This window comes from Rossellomorea sp. H136, assembly GCF_056838065.1.
On the sequence record NZ_CM166371.1, the window covers coordinates 2360054 to 2378285 of the forward strand.

Below are 18232 nucleotides of genomic sequence, written 5' to 3' on the forward strand. Positions count from 1 at the left end.
TTGGTTGAAAATGTATATCATCAGGTAGTAGTTATCACCTAATCACAAATTCCGGATTCCATCTAACCAACAACACTTCTCGAACCCCATAATATGTCGTATTAGTGCGATCCGTCACTCCATAAGAAACCGTACATCCATCATCCGACCAAGCGATGTTGATTGTTACTATGACAGATGGTCTCTTCACTCCTGCAATTTCAATATCCACTGACTGATTTAACTCAAAAATCGACCGAAAACTAAGCTCTTCCCGCTGTATCGACGGCGGGGAAGGAGCATCTTCTATATTCACAAACTTCTTATCTTGATCATGGAGGTCATACGTAATAAATGAATTCCCAGGCTTTATCCAGTACGTAATTAATGCCACCCGTCCTGCTTTTAAGGGTGTCCCCTTAAAAGCTTCATGAAAAAGATCTTCATACTTAATGACTTCGTTCAGCTTAATGGGATTGATGGATCCGTTCATAGAAGTACCTCCTTGGTATATGCCTATATATGGTCATAGTTATACATATTGGAGGTTGGGCTTCAATAGAACAGGTAGTTAACTGCAGGTAGTGCTGTAGAATTAGCCTATTAAGGGAAGGCATCAGGGCTAAGGTGTAATTGAGACGAGTATGAGACCAAGTGGGTATTATATCCTTACACAATAATAAGAAGACTATTAAAAACAAATTTTCTAAAATATGATATTGTTATTTCCCGTACACCATTGATAAACCAAACATTCCTGAATGTATCTGATTTATTCAGAATTAAAGTGATACATTCGACTAAAGAGATAGGTTATTGGAATGAGCGATGTTTAAAATGGTATTATTAATTAAGTATTTAAAATATTTGAGAGTAGAAAGGGAAAATAATGACTATTCATTTTTCAGAGGTAATCGAACCAAACCTTATAATTGTTGAAGCTTTAAATCGTTGGGAAAACAATCCAGACTTAATTCCATTAATTCGCCCAAATAAAAATAAGAAGGAGCTGGAACAACGTTGTCAGATGACTTTAGAAGATTTCAAAAACCGATTGGACACCCACCACATTTATCTTATTTATACAGATGACAAGCTTGTGGGAGAAATGAATTACACGGTCGACCCAAGCCATCTTCACAAAAGAGCACCCGGAACAGCTTGGATAGGGATTACAATAGGTGAAGAGAATGGTCGTGGTAAGGGCATAGGTATTAAGGCTATCCAATATTTAGAAGAAGAGATAAAAAGGAAAGGACTTACAAGAATTGAATTGGGTGTGTTTGAGTTTAATACCCGCGCTTATAAGCTTTATCAACAGTTGGGGTATCAAGAAATTGCTAGAATAGCTGACTTTACCTATTGGAATAATAAAATGTGGTCAGATATCAGGATGGAGAAGCATTTAGGAGAAAGAGCATGAGAAGATAAATTCTCTTAAACTTCAAATAGTTGAACAGAAAAAGGCCGAAGTAAGATCAATCTTTCTCATTTCTTGATACATTATTGTAATAGATGTAATGTTTATTCATTCTCATTCACACGCACTCCCCTCACTTATGGGTGGACTAGGTTATACAAAAGAAAGATTAAAGAATGTATTCCGTTCATTAGAACCTGTAGAAATTAGAAAGATGATTGATAAAGTTGATTCTGAAAACATATTTGGCACTTTGGATTTATTGACGGGTCTTTTGCAAAAGAGGTAATCAAAAGAATGGAGCTATTAAAATTAACTAAAAAAGGGATGACATGATCGCTAATTAGTGATCATATCATCCCTTTTTCACACCCTGAATTGAGACAAGAAACGCAAAAATTCCTTTTGTACTTTATGTTGATACTTTGTAATGGCAAAGGTTTTTGCTTCTGGCATGGGAAAAGCTTTCGTTTCAACCTCTAAGAGTCTTCCTTCCAGCAGCTCTCTCCTGACTGTAGACGAGGGAAGATAGGAAACGCCAAGGCCTTCTGCGATGAATCGTTTCGTAATATGTGTTTGTGAAACCCTCATCATCCTGGTTTTTGGATAGAATTGCTTTATTGTATAACAAAGATCATCCCAATAAGCAGGGTGATTGTGGGTCAATAAGTAATTCGATGCTAATAACTCTTCTTCTTCCAAAGGTGGGGCTGATTCGAAATCCCGTCCATCATGAGGAGCCACCAAAATGACTTTATCTGAAAACAACAGAGTATGTTCAAGTTCAGGACTATAGCAAGGAAGGCAGGAAAGTCCAATGTCGACTCTTTCCTCTAAAACAGCCTTCTCAATTTCAGCAGATTCAATAATTTCAACCGAAATCTCAACCTGGGGATGAGTTTCTAAATATTGTTTTAAAACAAAAGGTAATACATTATCAGCAATCAAGGGGGATATAGCCATTTTAAGTGTTGTCGTATATCCCTGACTAAAGGATTGAAGATCAGAGATTCCTTCTTCATAAATCTCGATCAATCTCTTAGCATGCTGTAAATAGGACCTTCCCGCTTCTGTCAGTTTGATTTTCTTCCCAACTCTCTCAAATAGGATAACTCCCAGTTCCTTTTCAAGTTGTTTAATATGTACCGTAACGGTCGGCTGTGATATATATAATCGCTCAGCTGCTTTCCTGAAGTGATTGAATTCAGCTGCTGTAATAAACGTTTTCACCACATTCAAATCCACTTTTCCCACCCTATCCTTATTAATATATGTAATCAATTGAATTAAATATATTTAATTTTCTTAATTATAAATTCATTATACAATAATTGTAATAAAGGAAAAGGGGATGAAACGAATGTTTAGTGAAGGATTGAAAGGAATTATAGCAGCACAAACAACAATCAGTCATATCGATGGAAAGGAGGGTGTGCTCATCTATAGAGGATATGAAATCGGGGAACTTAAGGATCTGTCATTTGAAGAAGCTGCTTTCTTATTATGGTATGGGCATCTTCCAACGAAGGAGGATGCAGTGGTTATCAAAAAGAAACTGAGTACTAATCGATTCCTGACACCTGTAATGAAGGACATCCTTCATTCTCTACCAGAAGGAATGGACATGATGAGTGTATTAAGAACCGTTATCTCCTCTGAGGGAGGACCAGAATACAATTGGAGACCAACAATTGAACAGGCAATGAGGTTAACGGCCGTTATTCCTTCTATTATTGCCTACCGATTCAATATGATATTAGAAAAACCTGCAGTTGATCCGAATTCACAGCTGAACCATGTGGAAAATTATCTCTATATGTTAACCGGAAAGATTCCGTCTAAGGCAGTTGCGGATGCATTGGAATCATATATGGTACTGACACTTGAGCATGGGATGAATGCTTCTGCTTTCTCTGCAAGAGTTACGGCCTCAACGGAATCCGATCTGGTTTCTGCCGTCACTGCAGCCATAGGGACAATGAAAGGTCCACTTCACGGAGGAGCACCATCCGGAGTCATTGATTTACTGAACGAAATAGGTACAGCTGAAAAAGCCGAAAGTATCATCAGAAGAAAATTGCTGAATGGGGATAAGTTGATGGGGTTTGGCCATCGGGTGTATAAGACTCATGACCCCAGAGCCATTACTTTAAGAAATACCCTGTTAGAAAATAAGGGGGGAGATCAGTCTTTGGATCTTGCACTTTATGTGGAGAAGAAGGCGATTGAACTTTTAGCTGAAATTAAGCCGGGGAGATCGCTATACACAAATGTAGAGTTTTATGCAGCTGCCATTATGAAATCGATCAATCTTCAATCAGATCTCTTCACACCGACATTTACAGCCAGTCGAATCGTTGGATGGACGGCACATGTAATGGAGCAGGCTGAAAACAATACAATATACAGACCTCAGTCAGAATATATAGGAAATTGAAATAGCTAATGATCCTACATGTTTACATTTAACGGGTTTGGTTTCGAAGTGCAAAATTACAAATAGTATATTAAATAACACTGGTTTTACCAACCAGATTGGTAAAGTAAAACACATTATAATTAGCATAGAAATACGCTCTGAGTTGAAAAAGCTCAGAGCGTATCTTTTTAATTCATATACAACCTAAGCACCCTTTAAAACAAGAAGGACAATTTAATTTTTTCTAGAGTTTCCATCGATTTTATTTTTGATATATCTATGAAATTTATTATAAAAAATTATATTTAAAATCATTACAGGGAAGTAAAATACTAAGGAATACCACGATTTCCACGTCTTATAAGTAAAGAGATTAAAGAATTCAACTCCTATCCATTCTAATCCATATAATATCCCTGCTCCCAATATAATATAGAGCAAGTTGCTAGGTTTATTTTTCGCATAATAATTCATTAGAATAAGAAGAGTAAACGGATAGACTATATTTTGCAATAATATATCCATTATCTCGCCACTATCGTGGTCTACAGTATCATAAAAATCATAAGGGTCCATTGCTAAGAAGTAACATCCAACGGTTGTATATAAAAGGTTAAATAACAATATTCCTATAATCTCCGTATTTAAAAGAGTCTTAATTCTCTTATGTAGGAAAGAAAAAACTGAAATGACTAAGATAGTAATAAATATGGTAAACCATTCATTTTCATCAAATTTTTTAGGCAATATCGGTTTCAATATCTCAAAAGTTTTATCGAAGAAACCCACTATATTACCCTCTCTCTTTTCAATATACCGAAGAGAAATTCAGTAAAAAAAAGTGTAACCAATATAACAAACATCTCGAAAAACATATCTAATGATGGGTACCAGCTTATACTGTCTGATCGTAAGACTCCAATAAATAAAAATGTTTTTTCGACTATAATTCCAAACAATATCCAAGAGAACGTAGCTAGTAATTTCTTACATAATGTAACTTTAGAACGATATACTGCCATTAACCATAAGAGGCCAACTGCAAACACAACTCCATAATGTAATCGTATAGTCCAAAACGGAAAATGCTCTGTGACAACAGTTATTCTGTCATATGGGGAGGAAAGTGTATAAAACACATTTTGACAAAAATAGGAGGTGAACATAAATAGCATAAAAATTTCTATTTTAGTGAACCACTTTTTTAATAAAGGAAGTGTCAAGATAAGAAATCCTGAAATGACAAGTAATATAAAGAAAGTAGTAGCTAACATTATTTTCAAAAACTCCTAACTTTTTTATTACTCTTTTTAGAATACTCTTAACTTGTCCAAATTATTTTTTCTTTATTAAGCTATTCTGTTCCTTTAGCTTAAAAAGGAACAGCGATTCTCTTTTAAAGTATCGCACCCTATAGGAAGCTATTTATTTTACATGATGAAAATCATAAACATGTTAATAATTATGATAGTTATAATTAAGCCCAGTAAACTTTTTAAAAGTAATACTCCTAGCACCATTTTGAACTCGAAAACCGAACCCGTTAGTTTACATTTTCGAAAAGAGCCTTTCAATATGAATATAGTTCTATACCTAGAAGTTCAGTCCGTACTTTTTCAGTTCTTCTGTATCATTTGGCAATGTCACATACCCTTCTAATTGCATATCAAGTTTTTCCAGCAGTTTAGATGAGGATTCATTGTCCTTCGTCGTAATTGCTACAACACGTTTTATTCCTATGTCCTTTGCAAGATCCAACGTAGCTCGTGCTGCTTCATATGCATACCCTTGAGATTGATGGTCAGAGAGAAACGCAAAGCCGATATCTACATCTTCAAGTCCTTCACGCTTAATCAATCCACATAATCCAATCGGAGCATGATCCTCCTTACGTTCTGTTAAGTACAAACCGAATCCTTCCCGTTCATACATTGCCCTCGGACCGTTCATGATATAGCCCTTTGCATCATCGATTGTACGAATTCCTTTGTCACCTATGTACTGTAGCCATCCAGGTTCATTTAATAATTTCATAATAAATCCTGCGTCAGTTTCCTCAACCAATCTCAATACGAGTCGTGATGTTTCTGTTACCTTCATATGGAACACCTCACTTTAATCATTCCATTATATTTTAACTCGAAACATAAAATAGGTGTATTTATTCTTTGTAATGAGCTGGGAAAAAAATCAAATCGGGGATACGATTATAAGCTATCTGCTATTCTTTCAGCTGAAAAGTGCAGTGTTCCCACCATGTCATCATTGCGAGACACACACCTGAAAAAAATCCAAGACTACTATTCAATTTTCTTCATGTTATAGTTTCTTTATATTAAATGAACATAATTGAGGTGTAATAATCATGGGGAATAAATTTAAAATAGTAGACCCAAAAATCCCTGCTCGTTTAGAGTCGGCAAATTTTCAAGATGTCTATTATGAAGAAGATCCATTCCTATCGAATTGTATTATCGAAAATGCCAGACTGGACCACGAAGAGATCGATCAGCTCGTGATATCTAAAGTGATGCTTAAAAATGTCTCATTCGTCGGTGCATCATTCCCACGGATGGATATGACAGATGTCGTTTTTGAAAACTGCGACCTGTCGAATGTAAAGTTTAACGAGGGAATCATACATCGGGTGACCTTCAAGGAATGCAAATTATTGGGTGTGAATTTCTCGGGGGCTAATTTAGGCAATGTCCGTTTTGAGGAGTGCTTGGCAAACATGAGTGACTTTGTTGAAGCACGATTAAAGCAGGTGATATTTACCCAGACGCTTTTACAAAATGCCAACTACTCTGACTGTGAACTCTTGAAAGTAAACTTTAATCAATGCGATCTTAATGAGATTGACTTCACCCAGACTGACCTTAAAGGAATTGATATTAGTACCTGCAGGTTTACACGTATAAATGTAGCTCTTGAAAATCTTTCTGGTTGTGAAGTTTCACCTGAACAAGCAATCGGGTTTGCAAGCTTATTGGGATTGAAAGTAAAGGAGTAGGCGTAAAGGAAAGCAGAGGTTGTTCAATCTGTTCGCATTTTTAAGTGCATCAGTGTAAAATCCATCAAATCCTAAAAAATGCATGTATTCATTCAAGCTGGCATATTCATGTAACAGGGCCCATTGCTTTCCAATTCGAAGGGGGAAAACAACATGAATATCTTCATCTGGGTTTTACAAGGAATATTGGCCGGAATGTTTTTAATGGCAGCAATCGGAAAATTGACCGGATCGAGCTTGCATCGTGGTGTATTTGATCATTTACGTTTACCTCAATGGTTTCGGGTCGTCACTGGATTAGTGGAATTATCAGGTGCCGTACTATTGGTACTTGGTTATTGGAATGAAACGTACATTGGCCCTGGATCTCTCATTCTTGGCGTCACAGCTATCGGTGGAATGCTTGCCCATATTCGTGTGAAAGATGGATTCAAAGATACTTTTATGATTGTCCTCCTAGGTATCCTTTCATTTATATTACTTTATTTGGTTAGGTAGCGTTGATTTGCAAAATATACACTGATTTCATTCGAAGATATTGAAAATACGAAAGGAGTGGAAAACAAACCCACTCCTTTTTCTTTCGTTTCTTTACAGTAAGTGAAACTTTTACCAATTTCGTTTCGTACATCTTATTATGAGCATTTGAGTTGGAGGAGGGTTATTTAATGATCAAAGTTGAGAACATAAGCAAGCGATATGATTCGATTCAAGCCCTTGACGATATTCATTTAATTATTCCAGAAGGCTCTTGTTTTGGGCTGGTAGGACCCAATGGTGCAGGGAAATCGACACTTATGAAGATCTTATCCGGAGTTTTACAAAGTTTTGAGGGGGATATCATCGTCAACGGGCATTCTGTCATGAAAGAAAGATTAAAGGTAAAAAGGCTCATTGGATACATACCTCAAGATATCTGTCTGGAAGAAACCCTTACTGCCAAGGATAATTTAATGTATTTCGGAAGCCTTTATGGACTGAAAGGCAAAGACCTTCAAGATCGTTGCGAAAAAGTGTTACAACAAATCGGTTTAAAAGAACGCGGGAAAGACAAAGTCATCACCTTTTCAGGAGGAATGAAGCGCCGATTGAATATTGGCTGTGCTTTACTGCATAATCCCTCCATTGTGATCATGGATGAACCTACCGTAGGAATCGATCCACAATCAAGAAACTCGATTTTCTCTATAATTCAGGAGTTAAAGGAGAAGGGAAGTACAATCATCTATTCGAGTCACTACATGGAGGAAGTAGAGCAGCTATGTGACAGCATCGGACTAATCGACAAGGGGACATTAGTCGAATGCGGAACAATGGAAGAACTGCAGCAGAAATATAATAAACCCTCATTGTTTATTTCCGGAGAAGGTTTAGATGAAGTCAGCTTATCCATACATGGGCAGGTCAAAGCCAAAGGAAATGGATTTCTTCTGCAAAGTGAATATCCTTTGACGACGCTGGAAGAACTGATTGTCGAGTTCCGCAATCAAAACATTATCCCAAGAAGGCTGGAGTTGTATCAGCCAAAACTGGAGGATATCTTTTTCGCTTTAACTGGAACACAACTGCGAGATTCATAGAAAGGGAGGATGAGCATGTGGGCTATTGCACTGACGGAATTAAAGAAAAATATTCAGGATAAAGGGTTATGGTTTTGGACGTTTATCTTACCAATCGTATTTATTATCGCTTTTGTCTCCATTTTTTCAGGGGATGATAATACAAGTTATAAGGAAGTAGTTACACAAATCATTCCCGGTTACACGATTATGTTTGCCTTTTATATCATGATCTCCATGGTGATTGCATTTGTTAAGGACAGAGATAAGGGCATGGTGTCCCGTATCGCAAGTACCCCATTACCGATCAGAGACTATTTCATAGGAAAATGGATCCCATTTTTGTTGATTGTGCTGATCCAAGTGGCAGTATTATTTGGTTTCGGTGTGGTTGTTTATGATCTGCCATTAGGAGATCCATTCGCATTGATCATGTTATCTTTGTCATTAGCATTTATTGTAACCGGATGGGGTATGGCACTCGCCGTATTGGTGAAAACGGAAAACATGGGGATTGCGATGACTCAGATCATAGCCCTCGGTGGTGCTATGCTTGGGGGTTTATGGCTTCCAGTAGAACTAATGCCGGACTTCATGCAAACAATCAGCAAGGCATTGCCTCAATACTGGGCTATCGAAGGTTACAAAGAAGTGATCCTTGCGAATGGCACAATAAAGGATGTTTTGTTTAATATCGGCATTTTGCTTATCGCTGGATTAGCGGGTGGCTTCATTGCATTCGCTGCTTATCCACGATTCCTTCGTTTATCAAAGAATTAACGTGATAACAGTTTTTCTAGTGCTTCCGATTGGGGGAGCTTTTTTATTTTACAAATGTCACTAGTTTAAATGGTAAATATGGGGTTCTCATAGAAAATAGTGGTATAATTCAATAGTCTGAAAATTGCATACTATATATCGACAAGGTGTTGAGGACAATTAAGAGGATGGGTTCTGTAATATCGAAAGGGGAAAATAAATGAATTCAAACAGTGTGAAAATAGTAGAAGTAAATAAAGCTAATTGGTACGATTGCTGTCAGCTGGAAATTTCCGATGATCAAAAGGCATTCATCGAGTCAAATGCGGTATCGATAGCTCAATCAAAATTTGAACCTTCACTAAAGCCCTTTGCCATCTATTATGAGGACAAAGTGGTGGGCTTTTTAATGTACAATACTGTGCCAGAAGAACTCGATGCTTTCTGGGTATACCGAATCATGGTGGATAAAAGCTATCAGGGTAAGGGTATTGGAAAAACTGCAACTGCCTTGATGATAGAAGGGATGATTGAAACCCTTGATGTCGAAAGGATTGTAGTGGGGTATCATCCTGAAAATAAAGGGGCACACCATTTATATTCCAGTCTGGGATTTGTTGACCAGGGAGATAGATTCGGCAGGGAAATGGCTGTTGTGAAAAATTTGAAGTGATAAGAAATAATACAGGAAAGGCCAAGTTTAGATAATTGGCCTTTGAGTATCCTGGGCTTGAAAACTAATCAACTATCATATTATGTCCAACATTCCCCGGATCCTTTCTTTCGCTCCCTTACGCCACTTCTTCACTGCGGAAATCGAAACATTCTCTACCTCTGCAATCTCACTTATCGTCAGCATGTGCATACATGTATAATGCACCCATTTTTTCTGATTTTCAGTTAAACCCTCACAGTAACTGTACAGTAACTCTTGTGCCAACCCATCATTCACTTTTTCATCCTCCATGATTTCAAAAAATTCCGCTTCTCTGAAAATACTTTTCTCTTCATTCCGGTTTTCACTTGTTAATTGAGATAGTATTCTGCCACGTACAAATGAATAAGCGTATGCTGGGAAAGCCCCTTTTTCTGGATCAAAATTTTCATGTGCTTCCCAGAGTGCAATGAGACCAGTCTGATAATATTCATGCTTATTTTTGTATATGTGCAAAGAATGAATCACTTTATGAATCATTAAATCATATTGCTTATAAAGCTCTTCAAATTTCTCCAACACAGATTCCTTCTGATTGGCGCGCCTCTCTTTGTATTCCCGGGTAGCTTAACCATACAAAGAAAATGGGAGGGGAACAAAAGGAGTAAGTGTACGTAAACCTGAAGTAAACACAGAGTAATTAATGGAGGTGTATTCCTCTTTTTCTCATTAAAAACGCATTGTTTACCTGAATTATCATCTTTAAATACTGAAATGCGAATCAACATTGTCTCATTATTAAGATTTATTACTTTAAGGACATATTAAGGTAGATTGGTTTACCAAATTACATCATTAGGCAATACTAAGAGTACCAAGTGATGCTAAGGAGGGACTAACATGCCAAGGAAAGATGAATCCTCAACTGAACAAAAAGGTGAACCAGTACAGGAAAAAGAAAAAACCGAAATGCTCGAACGAATGTTAGCAGCTGTTCTGAACTATTTATCCGATGATGAAATAGAAGAGATTGACCTTGAATATCTCCTGACAAATACAAAAGATCTTAGGCAATGGTGGGATCAGTACAGGGAGAAAAACAAAAAGCAGGTTGAGGATGAAATCAAAAAGTCTTTGAGCAAGTTGAGTCTTGAAGAACTAGAGAGCATTAGGGAACAAATAAATGAAAAGAATGGCTAAGTCATTAATGACTTAGCCATTCTATATAGAATTTTTTTAATTTAAAACGATTCCATACTACCTTAGATTAAAGAAGTCCAAAGTTAGCTTTCCATATTTTAAGTTATTCATAATATTATTATGTATATTAAAAGATATTTATTAAGGAATTGATCAAATAGAAGGTGAATGGATAATGAAATGTTTTTTAAGGGGTACAAGGATTGGATTAACTAGCTTATTAGGTGATTTTTGTTAAAATAGAAAGAGATTTATAGGAGGGAGTAATCATTCTTCATTGGTATCTAACCTCAGCTTTTGCATTAATCTTAATGGTATTCAACGCTATGATTGAAAAAAAATTACGAAAATTATTTCATATTTCCAAAGAGGAAAGGAATGAATTAAGACACCCGGTACATAAATGGGGGGATAGAATACTATTAGTGCTCATGGTCCACGGAGTTATCCTAACTCTTTTCAAATATGAAAATATCATTAGCCCCGAATTGTATTTTCTGTCCTTCTTCATTGTTCATCACGGATTCAGAGCTTTCATGGAATGGATGTTTTACCGTAAAACAAAGGAATATATATTAACGATTTCTACTATTGCATCTGCCATCACCATGTTAATCTTCATGGTGATTCTTGAGCCACTTTCAATATAGCAGAGGAGAATTTATGACAATAGCATACGTTCTTTTTATAGGCGGATTATTTATATTTATGCTGGGGATATTCTTATCCATCCAGTGGATTGTTATTGGAACCTTGTTTAGTATCGCTGGTGGTTTAATAATGGGAAGCAGCTCATATTTTTTGGGAAGAAAACTGTAAAAAGACGATAACACTAGTTAGTCATTTGATTGAGTAAGAAAAAACGCTCCGACTGAGCGTTTTTTCTTCATTATAATTGGCAAAGCTTTAATTCAAATCCCTTTAGTAATTTCTCGAAACAACTGATCTGCAATCGCCACAACCCTTACTGGCATTTGATTCACAATAACGGTCAAAAACATTTCACAGTCAGGATAATAAAGTGTCACTGATTCGTACCCATGTATCCCTCCCTGATGACCAATGGCTTGTCTTCCATCATCAAAGGTATATTGATGGAGCCCCAAGCCATAGGAGTGCTTCGGATCATCAGCTTCGAGGAATTGCATCATGTCATTCATTGATTCCTCAGATAATAGCTTGCCTGTAAGAAGGGCTTTCACAAACTTTTGAACTTCGATAGGATTGGAAACAAGAGCACCTGCAGTCCATATAATCGATACGTTGAGATTCGTAATTTCTGATATTTCATCTGAAAGGTCTGTCAGGTCAGGAGTCGCTCTAGAGTATCCTGTCGCAAAAGGTTTTCTCAGATCATTCGTACTGGGAAAGTATGTCCTTTTCAATTGAAGTGGTTGGATGATCCATTGATCGAATAAGTATTCGATCGATTTTCCGGAGAGTTTTTCCGCTATCATTCCAAGCAGAGTATAGCCTGAATTCGAGTAGTTAAATTCAGTTCCCGGTTCAAATTCAAGGCCATGGGTGGCAATAAGTCTGATAAGACTCTGTGGCGGGAATTCGTCATGAAGGCTGGATACTGCGTGCTGGATACATTTTGTTCCTGCAACATCCATCCATATATAGTCCTTCAATCCACTTCTATGTTGAAGCAATTGACGGACGGTTATATGAGTCCCGTCTTTCAAGATGCCGGGTAAGAAGGAATCCACGGTTTGTTCAAGTGACACAATGCCTTCATCCTTCATTTTTAAAATAAGTGTGCTGATGAAGATCTTCGTAATGCTCCCGACCCGTAGATGATCATACGGGTCTAACTTTGTTGCATCTGATGCGATATGACGAACCCCGGCTGCCATTGGATAGTCCTTTCCAGATGAATCTGTCAGGCATAATGAGATGCCAGGAAGTTGATATCTCTCACGAAATGATCGGACGGTATCCTCAACCAATAGTCGATCTATCAAAAAAATCATCCTTTCGAGTTGGAATTAATCAAAGTGTATCAATGGTTCATCTTAAAGTACTCAGTCTGGAAACCGAGATCTCATACTACTAGAGGGAAAATAGAAGATTCTGGCAGGATATGTGATGCCTTATATTGAAAGGTATTCTAGTAGTCTACAAGAAATGGAGGAAGCTATATGATCAAAAGTCCGATCAAAAACAAAGTGAACCTGGTTTTTATTCCTGTAAGTAACATTGAAAAGTCTAAAGAATGGTATTCTAAAATTCTCGGGATCGAAAAAGGAGAAGACCATTTCGATCATCTATTCGTAGCCGACATGGATGGTGCAGGTATGATTCTTGACACAATGCCCATGTGGAAAGACGAAAATGGAAAACTACCCAAGCTGAACTTTCCGGCAATTCAATTTGCCACTGATGATATCTATGATTCCTATCAATTTATGCAAGAAAATGGTGTCGAATTAGTAACTGATATTCAAAATGATCAATACTTTGTTTTTAAAGATCCTGACGGGAATGTGTTGATGGTTTGTAAATAGTCATCATTTAATAGTTGGGAGACTTTTTTTAAGTCTCCCGTTAGTATACATATGAGAAAAGAAAGCAATTAGAAGGAGAGATTCCATGCCCATCCGAAATTCAGCTAAAGCCCTCATTATAAGAGATGATAAAATCCTGCTCACTAAGAATAAAGACGGGAATGGATACTTTTATCTGTTTCCAGGTGGTGGCCAGGAACAAGGTGAGACACTTCATGAAGCTTTAAAAAGAGAATGTATCGAGGAAATCGGAAGGGAAGTGGAAGTAGGAGAACTCATACACATACGAGAGTATATCGGGCGGAACCATGAACATGCTTCCTTTGATTATGACGTACATCAGATGGAGTTTTATTTTAGGTGTTCAATGTTCAATGAAATGGACAAAGATCCTGCTCCTACCAATCTAGATAGTCATCAGGTAGGGGTCGAATGGATGGATTTGAATGAGTTAACGAATTGTAGATTATATCCTAAGAAAATCATTCATTATCTAAATAAAGACCTGGCTCCGGTAGTATATCTTGGAGACATCAACTAATGTAACAAACTCAGGGTACACACTCTGAGCTTGTTTCCATTTAGAGATTATCCTTGATCCATTCCCCAGTCGTTATCGTATCCGCAAACCAGCGAAGCACTTCATTATGATGTGAGATAATTTGATCTGCAGAAATATCACTTTTATTAAAAGTAGAGTGTGCATCTGTTAATAATGTCACCTTATAACCTAAACTAAATCCCCTTCTGCAAGTTGTATCTACACAGGCTTCGGTTTGAATGCCTGAGAGGATCAAGTGCTCAATATGTAAGTTAGTTAATTGCTGATGAAGAATTGTATGATAGAAGCTATCAGGTGTATTCTTATGTACAATGATATCCCCGCATTCAGGAGAAATAGTTTCATGAATGTTCCAGCTCTCTGACTCCTTCTCTAATGGACTGTTTTTCGGACCGTCATGTTGAATATAAATGACTGGTATATCTTGTTTCTTTGCATATCCGATCATTCTTTTAACATTTTTTAAAAGTGTTTCTCCTCGATGAATCGGTGGTTCAATCGAGAACATTCCATTTTGCACATCAATGATCAGCAGTGCTTTCTTCAAACGATTCCCTCCTTAATGCTCAATTCCCGTAGGTGGTTTCGGTCTTCTGACTAACTCTCCACTACAGTTCGGGCAGATAGAGTCATTTTTAGCTGTACAATCCTCACAAAAGGTACATTCATGCACACACACAGATATACGCGTCATTCGTTAAAGTCCTCCGGCACGCCTGACAATCCGTCTTCATTTCTAATCCCATATGTAACTCCCTTTCTATTAATCTCTTTCCATTATATTCTAAAATGCGTTAATATAGTGAATATATGGAATGAATCTTCGCCTAATTAGAAATGGAGGACACCACGTCATGATCCAAGCGGCCATATTCGATCTGGACGGAACCCTGCTGAACAGAGACGCTTCTGTAAATGAATTCATCACTAGCCAATATAAAAGACTGGATAAATGGCTAAGACATATCCCAAAAGAATCGTACATAACCAGATTCATTGAATTAGACCATCGCGGCTACGTCTGGAAAGATGAAGTGTACAAGCAGCTTATCGAGGAATTCACCATTCCTGAAATAACCTGGGAAGAACTGCTGGAGGATTACATCAGTGAATTCAAGCACAGCTGTGTACCTTTTCCACATTTACATAAAATGTTGGATGAATTAAGTGATAAAAATATCAAACTTGGAATGATCACAAATGGCTTCGGCCAGTTTCAAATGGACAACATCCTGGCTCTTGAAATAAAAGCATACTTTGATGAAATTCTAGTTTCAGAATGGGAAGGCTTGAAAAAGCCTGACCCAGAAATCTTTAAGAGAGCATTAGTAAGGTTGAATTTAGAACCTCATGAATGCATCTTTATCGGGGATCACCCTGAGTATGATGTATATGGTGCTCAAAAAGTCGGGATGAAAGGTATTTGGAAGAAAAACCCTCACTTGAGTCATGCGGAACAAGCAGATTGGGTGATTGATGATCTGATGGAATTGCCGAAATATATTGATCATCTTAATAGCAATGGAAAGTGAAATAAATGACCATCAACAAACCAATCGACCCGAATTGGTGGTCGATGGAAACTAAGTATTTTCCCATCAGTTTTTTAAAAATGTATGTATACTTCTCTGTAGATCATTCATCTCGTTCAAAAGTCGCACCTAACTTTCAACCAATCAAACCTGGAAGAACTTCCGATTTAACCTGTATATTGATGTATTAATATCAGAGAAGGAATTGTAAAAGTAGGTTAACTTATTGGAGACGTGATTTTTTGCCTTCTTTTTATAAAAAGTTTTAAAAGAAGACATGATCATCATGATTAAGAATTTCTGCTATTCCACACAGCTGTCTAAAATTTCTAGCAGATTACGAAGGTGCAAAATTGATATCAGGGTTTGGTAGGTGCTATATTATTCTGAATAAGGTATGAATTCCAATCATACCTTTTATAGAGTTCAATCCAAAGAAGGGAGAACTTATGAATAATAAATGGGAAGCAGCACTACCATCTCTATCTCAAGTTACCGTGTTTTCCAATCTCAATAATGAACCTGTCAGGATCCATGGTGGAGATGATAGTCTAAGATGCATTGGTGTAGGGACGGATGCAGCAGTCTTTCAATCCATTTATGCTCCAGAGTTTGCGTTCAAATTGTACGCGGAGGATAAGGGATCAAAAATTAAAATAGAAGAAAAAGTGTACAAAACCATTGGGGACTCACCTTTTTTCTCAACCTGCTATGAAGCTTATGATAAGTTTCTCGTTCTAAGTTACGAAGAGGGACCAACATTATTCGATTGTCTGCTCCAAGGAATTCATATCCCGGAACAAGCAGTCCAAGATGTGGAGGATGCCAGACAATATGTGCGTGATCAAGGGTTGAATCCCCGTGATATTCATTTAAAGAATATATTGCTTCAAAATGGAAGAGCCAAAATTATAGATGTGTCAGAATACGTCCTCCCAGGAAATGATTTTAGATGGGAGCATTTAAAGAAAGCATATGAGGATCATTATAACCTCATAGACGGAAAAGCCGTTCCATATTGGTTACTTGAAACAATTCGAAAATGGTATAATTCATGGAACAAGCATTTCACTTCTTATGAGGAATTTATGAAAATTGTATTAAAGTTTACTTCGTTTAAAAAAGACTAAAAAAGCGTTCAGAGCTATAAAAACTCTGAACGCTTTTTTTCTAAGAAAAGGTACTTCCAGGTATCAATACCACTTGCAAGTACGTACATCTCAATACAGTTAAGGAGTAATTCTTTTATGAGTTCTCATGCTGATACATTCATTCTCAATCATACATTATTTGAAGTCTCTTTCTATAAAAGTAAGAAAGTGAGCAATCAATTGTATTTGACAGATAATTTTGACATAATTTATTTAATCTTCAATTTTAAGTAATTCAAGAAAATGGAGGAGAAAACATGTGGAATCAAAACAACGTTTCTAAGATTCTGGGTACACACTATCCCATCATCCAAGCAGGAATGGCTGGTGGAATCACTACTACAAATCTGGTGTCGTCGGTCTCAAATTCGGGAGGATTGGGAAACTTGGGAGCAGGATATATGTCCGCTGATGATATGAAACAAGCAATCAAAGAAATAAAAGGTCAAACGAATCAGCCTTTTGGGGTGAACCTTTTCATACCTGAAACTCCAATAGTGAATGATGAACAAATAACCCACGCCAAAAGATTATTGGAGCCTTTTAAAAAAGAATTACACCTAACCGACAACGGCTCGTTTTCAGAGCTGCAAAACAATTTTGAACATCAGCTAGAAGTCATCTTCAATGAAAAGATACCCGTTTGCAGCTTTACGTTCGGCGCCCCATCTAAAGGGCTTGTGAAAGAGTTAAAAAAGGAAGGAACCATCGTGATCGGCACCGCGACGACTGTTGAAGAGGCAGTTATCAATGAAGAGTGCGGAGTAGACATCGTTGTCGCCCAAGGAAGTGATGCAGGTGGGCATCGGGGCACGTTTCTAGGATCTTTTAAACACTCAATAATCGGGACCTTTTCTCTAGTGCCACAAGTGGTGGATGCGGTTTGCATTCCTGTGATTGCTGCAGGAGGTATTATGGATGGAAGAGGCGTTATTGCAGCGCTTGCTTTAGGGGCAAAAGGAGTCCAAATGGGAACTGCTTTTCTTACATGTAAAGAGAGTGGGGCTGGGGCTTTTCATAAAAGGGCTGTTCTAGAATCATCAGAAACTCATACGGTCATCACAGCTGCCTTTAGCGGGAAGCCTGCTCGAGGAATCGAAAACAGATTTACTAGGGAAATGCAGGAATTCGAGAGCCTATTACCTCCGTATCCCATACAAAATGCGTTAACGAAAAAACTGAGAAAAGAAGCGGGTATTCAGGGAGTTCCAGAGTTCATGTCTTTGTGGTCTGGACAAAGCCCGAGACTCAGCAGGGATATATATACTAAAGAACTACTTGTATCCATCGTAACTGAAGTGGATGAAACTCTGGGGAGGTTGAATGAATAACTAAGTCACTCCATACAATTCATAGTCCCAATCTCACAAATCCTATTTTCCAAATATTAAACCTTGTAATCATTTCTAGCAAAGGTATAATTTTGATATAAGGAAAGCGTTTTTTTATTTATCGTAAATTTTCTAAATAGTT

Annotated in this window: 22 protein-coding genes and 1 pseudogene; 15 read left to right on the plus strand and 8 right to left on the minus strand. The window is 37.3% G+C overall.

Going from position 1 to position 18232, the window contains the following annotated elements; genetic code table 11:
- Positions 1 to 34 precede the first annotated feature (34 nt).
- A complete protein-coding gene (locus ACYH0O_RS11795) occupies positions 35 to 472 on the minus strand; it encodes a hypothetical protein (RefSeq protein WP_482632372.1) in 438 nt (145 codons plus the stop codon).
- Positions 473 to 868: 396 nt separating this feature from the next.
- On the opposite strand from ACYH0O_RS11795, the gene ACYH0O_RS11800 reads away from it, so the two are divergent.
- The gene (locus tag ACYH0O_RS11800) at positions 869 to 1402 is read left to right on the plus strand and encodes a GNAT family N-acetyltransferase (RefSeq protein ID WP_482632373.1); all 534 of its coding nucleotides are present in this window, start codon (positions 869 to 871) and stop codon (positions 1400 to 1402) included.
- A 363-nt stretch (positions 1403 to 1765) separates the two neighbouring features.
- On the opposite strand, the gene ACYH0O_RS11805 is transcribed toward ACYH0O_RS11800, so the two are convergent.
- Positions 1766 to 2644: a LysR family transcriptional regulator gene (locus ACYH0O_RS11805; protein WP_482632374.1), complete on the minus strand. Its 879-nt coding sequence runs from the start codon at positions 2642 to 2644 to the stop codon at positions 1766 to 1768.
- Positions 2645 to 2759: 115 nt separating this feature from the next.
- Here ACYH0O_RS11805 and ACYH0O_RS11810 point away from each other — a divergent pair, with 115 nt between their 5' ends.
- Positions 2760 to 3836: a citrate synthase/methylcitrate synthase gene (locus ACYH0O_RS11810; protein ID WP_482632375.1), complete on the plus strand. Its 1077-nt coding sequence runs from the start codon at positions 2760 to 2762 to the stop codon at positions 3834 to 3836.
- 216 nt (positions 3837 to 4052) lie between these two features.
- Here ACYH0O_RS11810 and ACYH0O_RS11815 read toward each other — a convergent pair whose 3' ends face one another.
- Positions 4053 to 4607, minus strand: a complete 555-nt coding sequence (locus tag ACYH0O_RS11815) for a CBO0543 family protein (protein ID WP_482632376.1) — start codon at positions 4605 to 4607, stop codon at positions 4053 to 4055.
- An 804-nt stretch (positions 4608 to 5411) separates the two neighbouring features.
- Positions 5412 to 5918, minus strand: coding sequence for a GNAT family N-acetyltransferase (locus tag ACYH0O_RS11820; RefSeq protein WP_482632377.1), 507 nt, complete (start codon positions 5916 to 5918; stop codon positions 5412 to 5414).
- A gap of 265 nt (positions 5919 to 6183) precedes the next feature.
- Here ACYH0O_RS11820 and ACYH0O_RS11825 point away from each other — a divergent pair, with 265 nt between their 5' ends.
- The 5 genes from ACYH0O_RS11825 (at position 6184) to ACYH0O_RS11845 (ending at position 9822) form a co-directional block, all read left to right on the plus strand.
- Positions 6184 to 6831 (plus strand): pentapeptide repeat-containing protein, encoded by a 648-nt coding sequence (locus ACYH0O_RS11825; RefSeq protein ID WP_482632378.1) that lies wholly within the window; start codon positions 6184 to 6186, stop codon positions 6829 to 6831.
- Between the two features lie 153 nt (positions 6832 to 6984).
- Entirely contained in the window at positions 6985 to 7329 is a 345-nt protein-coding gene (locus ACYH0O_RS11830; protein ID WP_482632379.1) for a DoxX family protein, read from the plus strand.
- 170 nt (positions 7330 to 7499) lie between these two features.
- A complete protein-coding gene (locus ACYH0O_RS11835) occupies positions 7500 to 8411 on the plus strand; it encodes an ABC transporter ATP-binding protein (protein WP_482632380.1) in 912 nt (303 codons plus the stop codon).
- Positions 8412 to 8426: 15 nt separating this feature from the next.
- A complete protein-coding gene (locus ACYH0O_RS11840) occupies positions 8427 to 9170 on the plus strand; it encodes an ABC transporter permease (protein WP_482632381.1) in 744 nt (247 codons plus the stop codon).
- 199 nt (positions 9171 to 9369) lie between these two features.
- Positions 9370 to 9822 carry a GNAT family N-acetyltransferase gene (locus ACYH0O_RS11845; RefSeq protein ID WP_482632382.1) on the plus strand — a complete coding sequence of 151 codons (453 nt, stop codon included), beginning with the start codon at positions 9370 to 9372 and terminating at the stop codon, positions 9820 to 9822.
- A 75-nt stretch (positions 9823 to 9897) separates the two neighbouring features.
- On the opposite strand, the gene ACYH0O_RS11850 is transcribed toward ACYH0O_RS11845, so the two are convergent.
- On the minus strand, positions 9898 to 10386 hold the full coding sequence (locus tag ACYH0O_RS11850; protein WP_482632383.1) for a sigma-70 family RNA polymerase sigma factor: 489 nt from the start codon (positions 10384 to 10386) through the stop codon (positions 9898 to 9900).
- Positions 10387 to 10704: 318 nt separating this feature from the next.
- Here ACYH0O_RS11850 and ACYH0O_RS11855 point away from each other — a divergent pair, with 318 nt between their 5' ends.
- The 3 genes from ACYH0O_RS11855 to ACYH0O_RS11865 all read left to right on the plus strand — a co-directional run bounded on the left by ACYH0O_RS11855 (position 10705) and on the right by ACYH0O_RS11865 (position 11823).
- Positions 10705 to 11004, plus strand: a complete 300-nt coding sequence (locus tag ACYH0O_RS11855) for a hypothetical protein (RefSeq protein ID WP_482632384.1) — start codon at positions 10705 to 10707, stop codon at positions 11002 to 11004.
- 326 nt (positions 11005 to 11330) lie between these two features.
- The gene (locus tag ACYH0O_RS11860; RefSeq protein ID WP_482632385.1) at positions 11331 to 11654 is read left to right on the plus strand and encodes a DUF4181 domain-containing protein; all 324 of its coding nucleotides are present in this window, start codon (positions 11331 to 11333) and stop codon (positions 11652 to 11654) included.
- A 13-nt stretch (positions 11655 to 11667) separates the two neighbouring features.
- Positions 11668 to 11823 (plus strand): hypothetical protein, encoded by a 156-nt coding sequence (locus ACYH0O_RS11865; protein ID WP_482632386.1) that lies wholly within the window; start codon positions 11668 to 11670, stop codon positions 11821 to 11823.
- A 92-nt stretch (positions 11824 to 11915) separates the two neighbouring features.
- Here ACYH0O_RS11865 and ACYH0O_RS11870 read toward each other — a convergent pair whose 3' ends face one another.
- A complete protein-coding gene (locus ACYH0O_RS11870; RefSeq protein ID WP_482632387.1) occupies positions 11916 to 12971 on the minus strand; it encodes a serine hydrolase domain-containing protein in 1056 nt (351 codons plus the stop codon).
- Between the two features lie 177 nt (positions 12972 to 13148).
- Here ACYH0O_RS11870 and ACYH0O_RS11875 point away from each other — a divergent pair, with 177 nt between their 5' ends.
- Positions 13149 to 13514 carry a VOC family protein gene (locus ACYH0O_RS11875; protein WP_482632388.1) on the plus strand — a complete coding sequence of 122 codons (366 nt, stop codon included), beginning with the start codon at positions 13149 to 13151 and terminating at the stop codon, positions 13512 to 13514.
- An 85-nt stretch (positions 13515 to 13599) separates the two neighbouring features.
- Positions 13600 to 14055 carry an NUDIX domain-containing protein gene (locus tag ACYH0O_RS11880; protein ID WP_482632389.1) on the plus strand — a complete coding sequence of 152 codons (456 nt, stop codon included), beginning with the start codon at positions 13600 to 13602 and terminating at the stop codon, positions 14053 to 14055.
- Positions 14056 to 14095: 40 nt separating this feature from the next.
- Here ACYH0O_RS11880 and ACYH0O_RS11885 read toward each other — a convergent pair whose 3' ends face one another.
- A complete protein-coding gene (locus ACYH0O_RS11885; RefSeq protein WP_482632390.1) occupies positions 14096 to 14623 on the minus strand; it encodes a cysteine hydrolase family protein in 528 nt (175 codons plus the stop codon).
- Positions 14624 to 14635: 12 nt separating this feature from the next.
- Positions 14636 to 14822, minus strand: a pseudogene (locus ACYH0O_RS11890) (DUF1272 domain-containing protein).
- A 108-nt stretch (positions 14823 to 14930) separates the two neighbouring features.
- On the opposite strand from ACYH0O_RS11890, the gene ACYH0O_RS11895 reads away from it, so the two are divergent.
- From ACYH0O_RS11895 to ACYH0O_RS11905, 3 genes are all read left to right on the plus strand, one after another.
- The gene (locus tag ACYH0O_RS11895) at positions 14931 to 15608 is read left to right on the plus strand and encodes an HAD family hydrolase (RefSeq protein ID WP_482632391.1); all 678 of its coding nucleotides are present in this window, start codon (positions 14931 to 14933) and stop codon (positions 15606 to 15608) included.
- Between the two features lie 449 nt (positions 15609 to 16057).
- Positions 16058 to 16738 carry a serine/threonine protein kinase gene (locus ACYH0O_RS11900; protein WP_482632392.1) on the plus strand — a complete coding sequence of 227 codons (681 nt, stop codon included), beginning with the start codon at positions 16058 to 16060 and terminating at the stop codon, positions 16736 to 16738.
- Positions 16739 to 17016: 278 nt separating this feature from the next.
- Positions 17017 to 18090, plus strand: a complete 1074-nt coding sequence (locus ACYH0O_RS11905) for an NAD(P)H-dependent flavin oxidoreductase (RefSeq protein WP_482632393.1) — start codon at positions 17017 to 17019, stop codon at positions 18088 to 18090.
- The last annotated feature ends 142 nt before the right edge of the window (positions 18091 to 18232 follow it).

What these genes read in the sequence shown, in the direction of transcription:
- ACYH0O_RS11795 (WP_482632372.1), bottom strand. Translation starts at nt 472, where the DNA reads ATGAACGGATCCATCAATCCCATTAAGCTGAACGAAGTCATTAAGTAT.
- ACYH0O_RS11800 (WP_482632373.1), top strand. Translation starts at nt 869, where the DNA reads ATGACTATTCATTTTTCAGAGGTAATCGAACCAAACCTTATAATTGTT.
- ACYH0O_RS11810 (WP_482632375.1), top strand. Translation starts at nt 2,760, where the DNA reads ATGTTTAGTGAAGGATTGAAAGGAATTATAGCAGCACAAACAACAATC.
- ACYH0O_RS11820 (WP_482632377.1), bottom strand. Translation starts at nt 5,918, where the DNA reads ATGAAGGTAACAGAAACATCACGACTCGTATTGAGATTGGTTGAGGAA.
- ACYH0O_RS11825 (WP_482632378.1), top strand. Translation starts at nt 6,184, where the DNA reads ATGGGGAATAAATTTAAAATAGTAGACCCAAAAATCCCTGCTCGTTTA.
- ACYH0O_RS11830 (WP_482632379.1), top strand. Translation starts at nt 6,985, where the DNA reads ATGAATATCTTCATCTGGGTTTTACAAGGAATATTGGCCGGAATGTTT.
- ACYH0O_RS11835 (WP_482632380.1), top strand. Translation starts at nt 7,500, where the DNA reads ATGATCAAAGTTGAGAACATAAGCAAGCGATATGATTCGATTCAAGCC.
- ACYH0O_RS11840 (WP_482632381.1), top strand. Translation starts at nt 8,427, where the DNA reads ATGTGGGCTATTGCACTGACGGAATTAAAGAAAAATATTCAGGATAAA.
- ACYH0O_RS11845 (WP_482632382.1), top strand. Translation starts at nt 9,370, where the DNA reads ATGAATTCAAACAGTGTGAAAATAGTAGAAGTAAATAAAGCTAATTGG.
- ACYH0O_RS11855 (WP_482632384.1), top strand. Translation starts at nt 10,705, where the DNA reads ATGCCAAGGAAAGATGAATCCTCAACTGAACAAAAAGGTGAACCAGTA.
- ACYH0O_RS11860 (WP_482632385.1), top strand. Translation starts at nt 11,331, where the DNA reads ATGATTGAAAAAAAATTACGAAAATTATTTCATATTTCCAAAGAGGAA.
- ACYH0O_RS11865 (WP_482632386.1), top strand. Translation starts at nt 11,668, where the DNA reads ATGACAATAGCATACGTTCTTTTTATAGGCGGATTATTTATATTTATG.
- ACYH0O_RS11875 (WP_482632388.1), top strand. Translation starts at nt 13,149, where the DNA reads ATGATCAAAAGTCCGATCAAAAACAAAGTGAACCTGGTTTTTATTCCT.
- ACYH0O_RS11880 (WP_482632389.1), top strand. Translation starts at nt 13,600, where the DNA reads ATGCCCATCCGAAATTCAGCTAAAGCCCTCATTATAAGAGATGATAAA.
- ACYH0O_RS11895 (WP_482632391.1), top strand. Translation starts at nt 14,931, where the DNA reads ATGATCCAAGCGGCCATATTCGATCTGGACGGAACCCTGCTGAACAGA.
- ACYH0O_RS11900 (WP_482632392.1), top strand. Translation starts at nt 16,058, where the DNA reads ATGAATAATAAATGGGAAGCAGCACTACCATCTCTATCTCAAGTTACC.
- ACYH0O_RS11905 (WP_482632393.1), top strand. Translation starts at nt 17,017, where the DNA reads ATGTGGAATCAAAACAACGTTTCTAAGATTCTGGGTACACACTATCCC.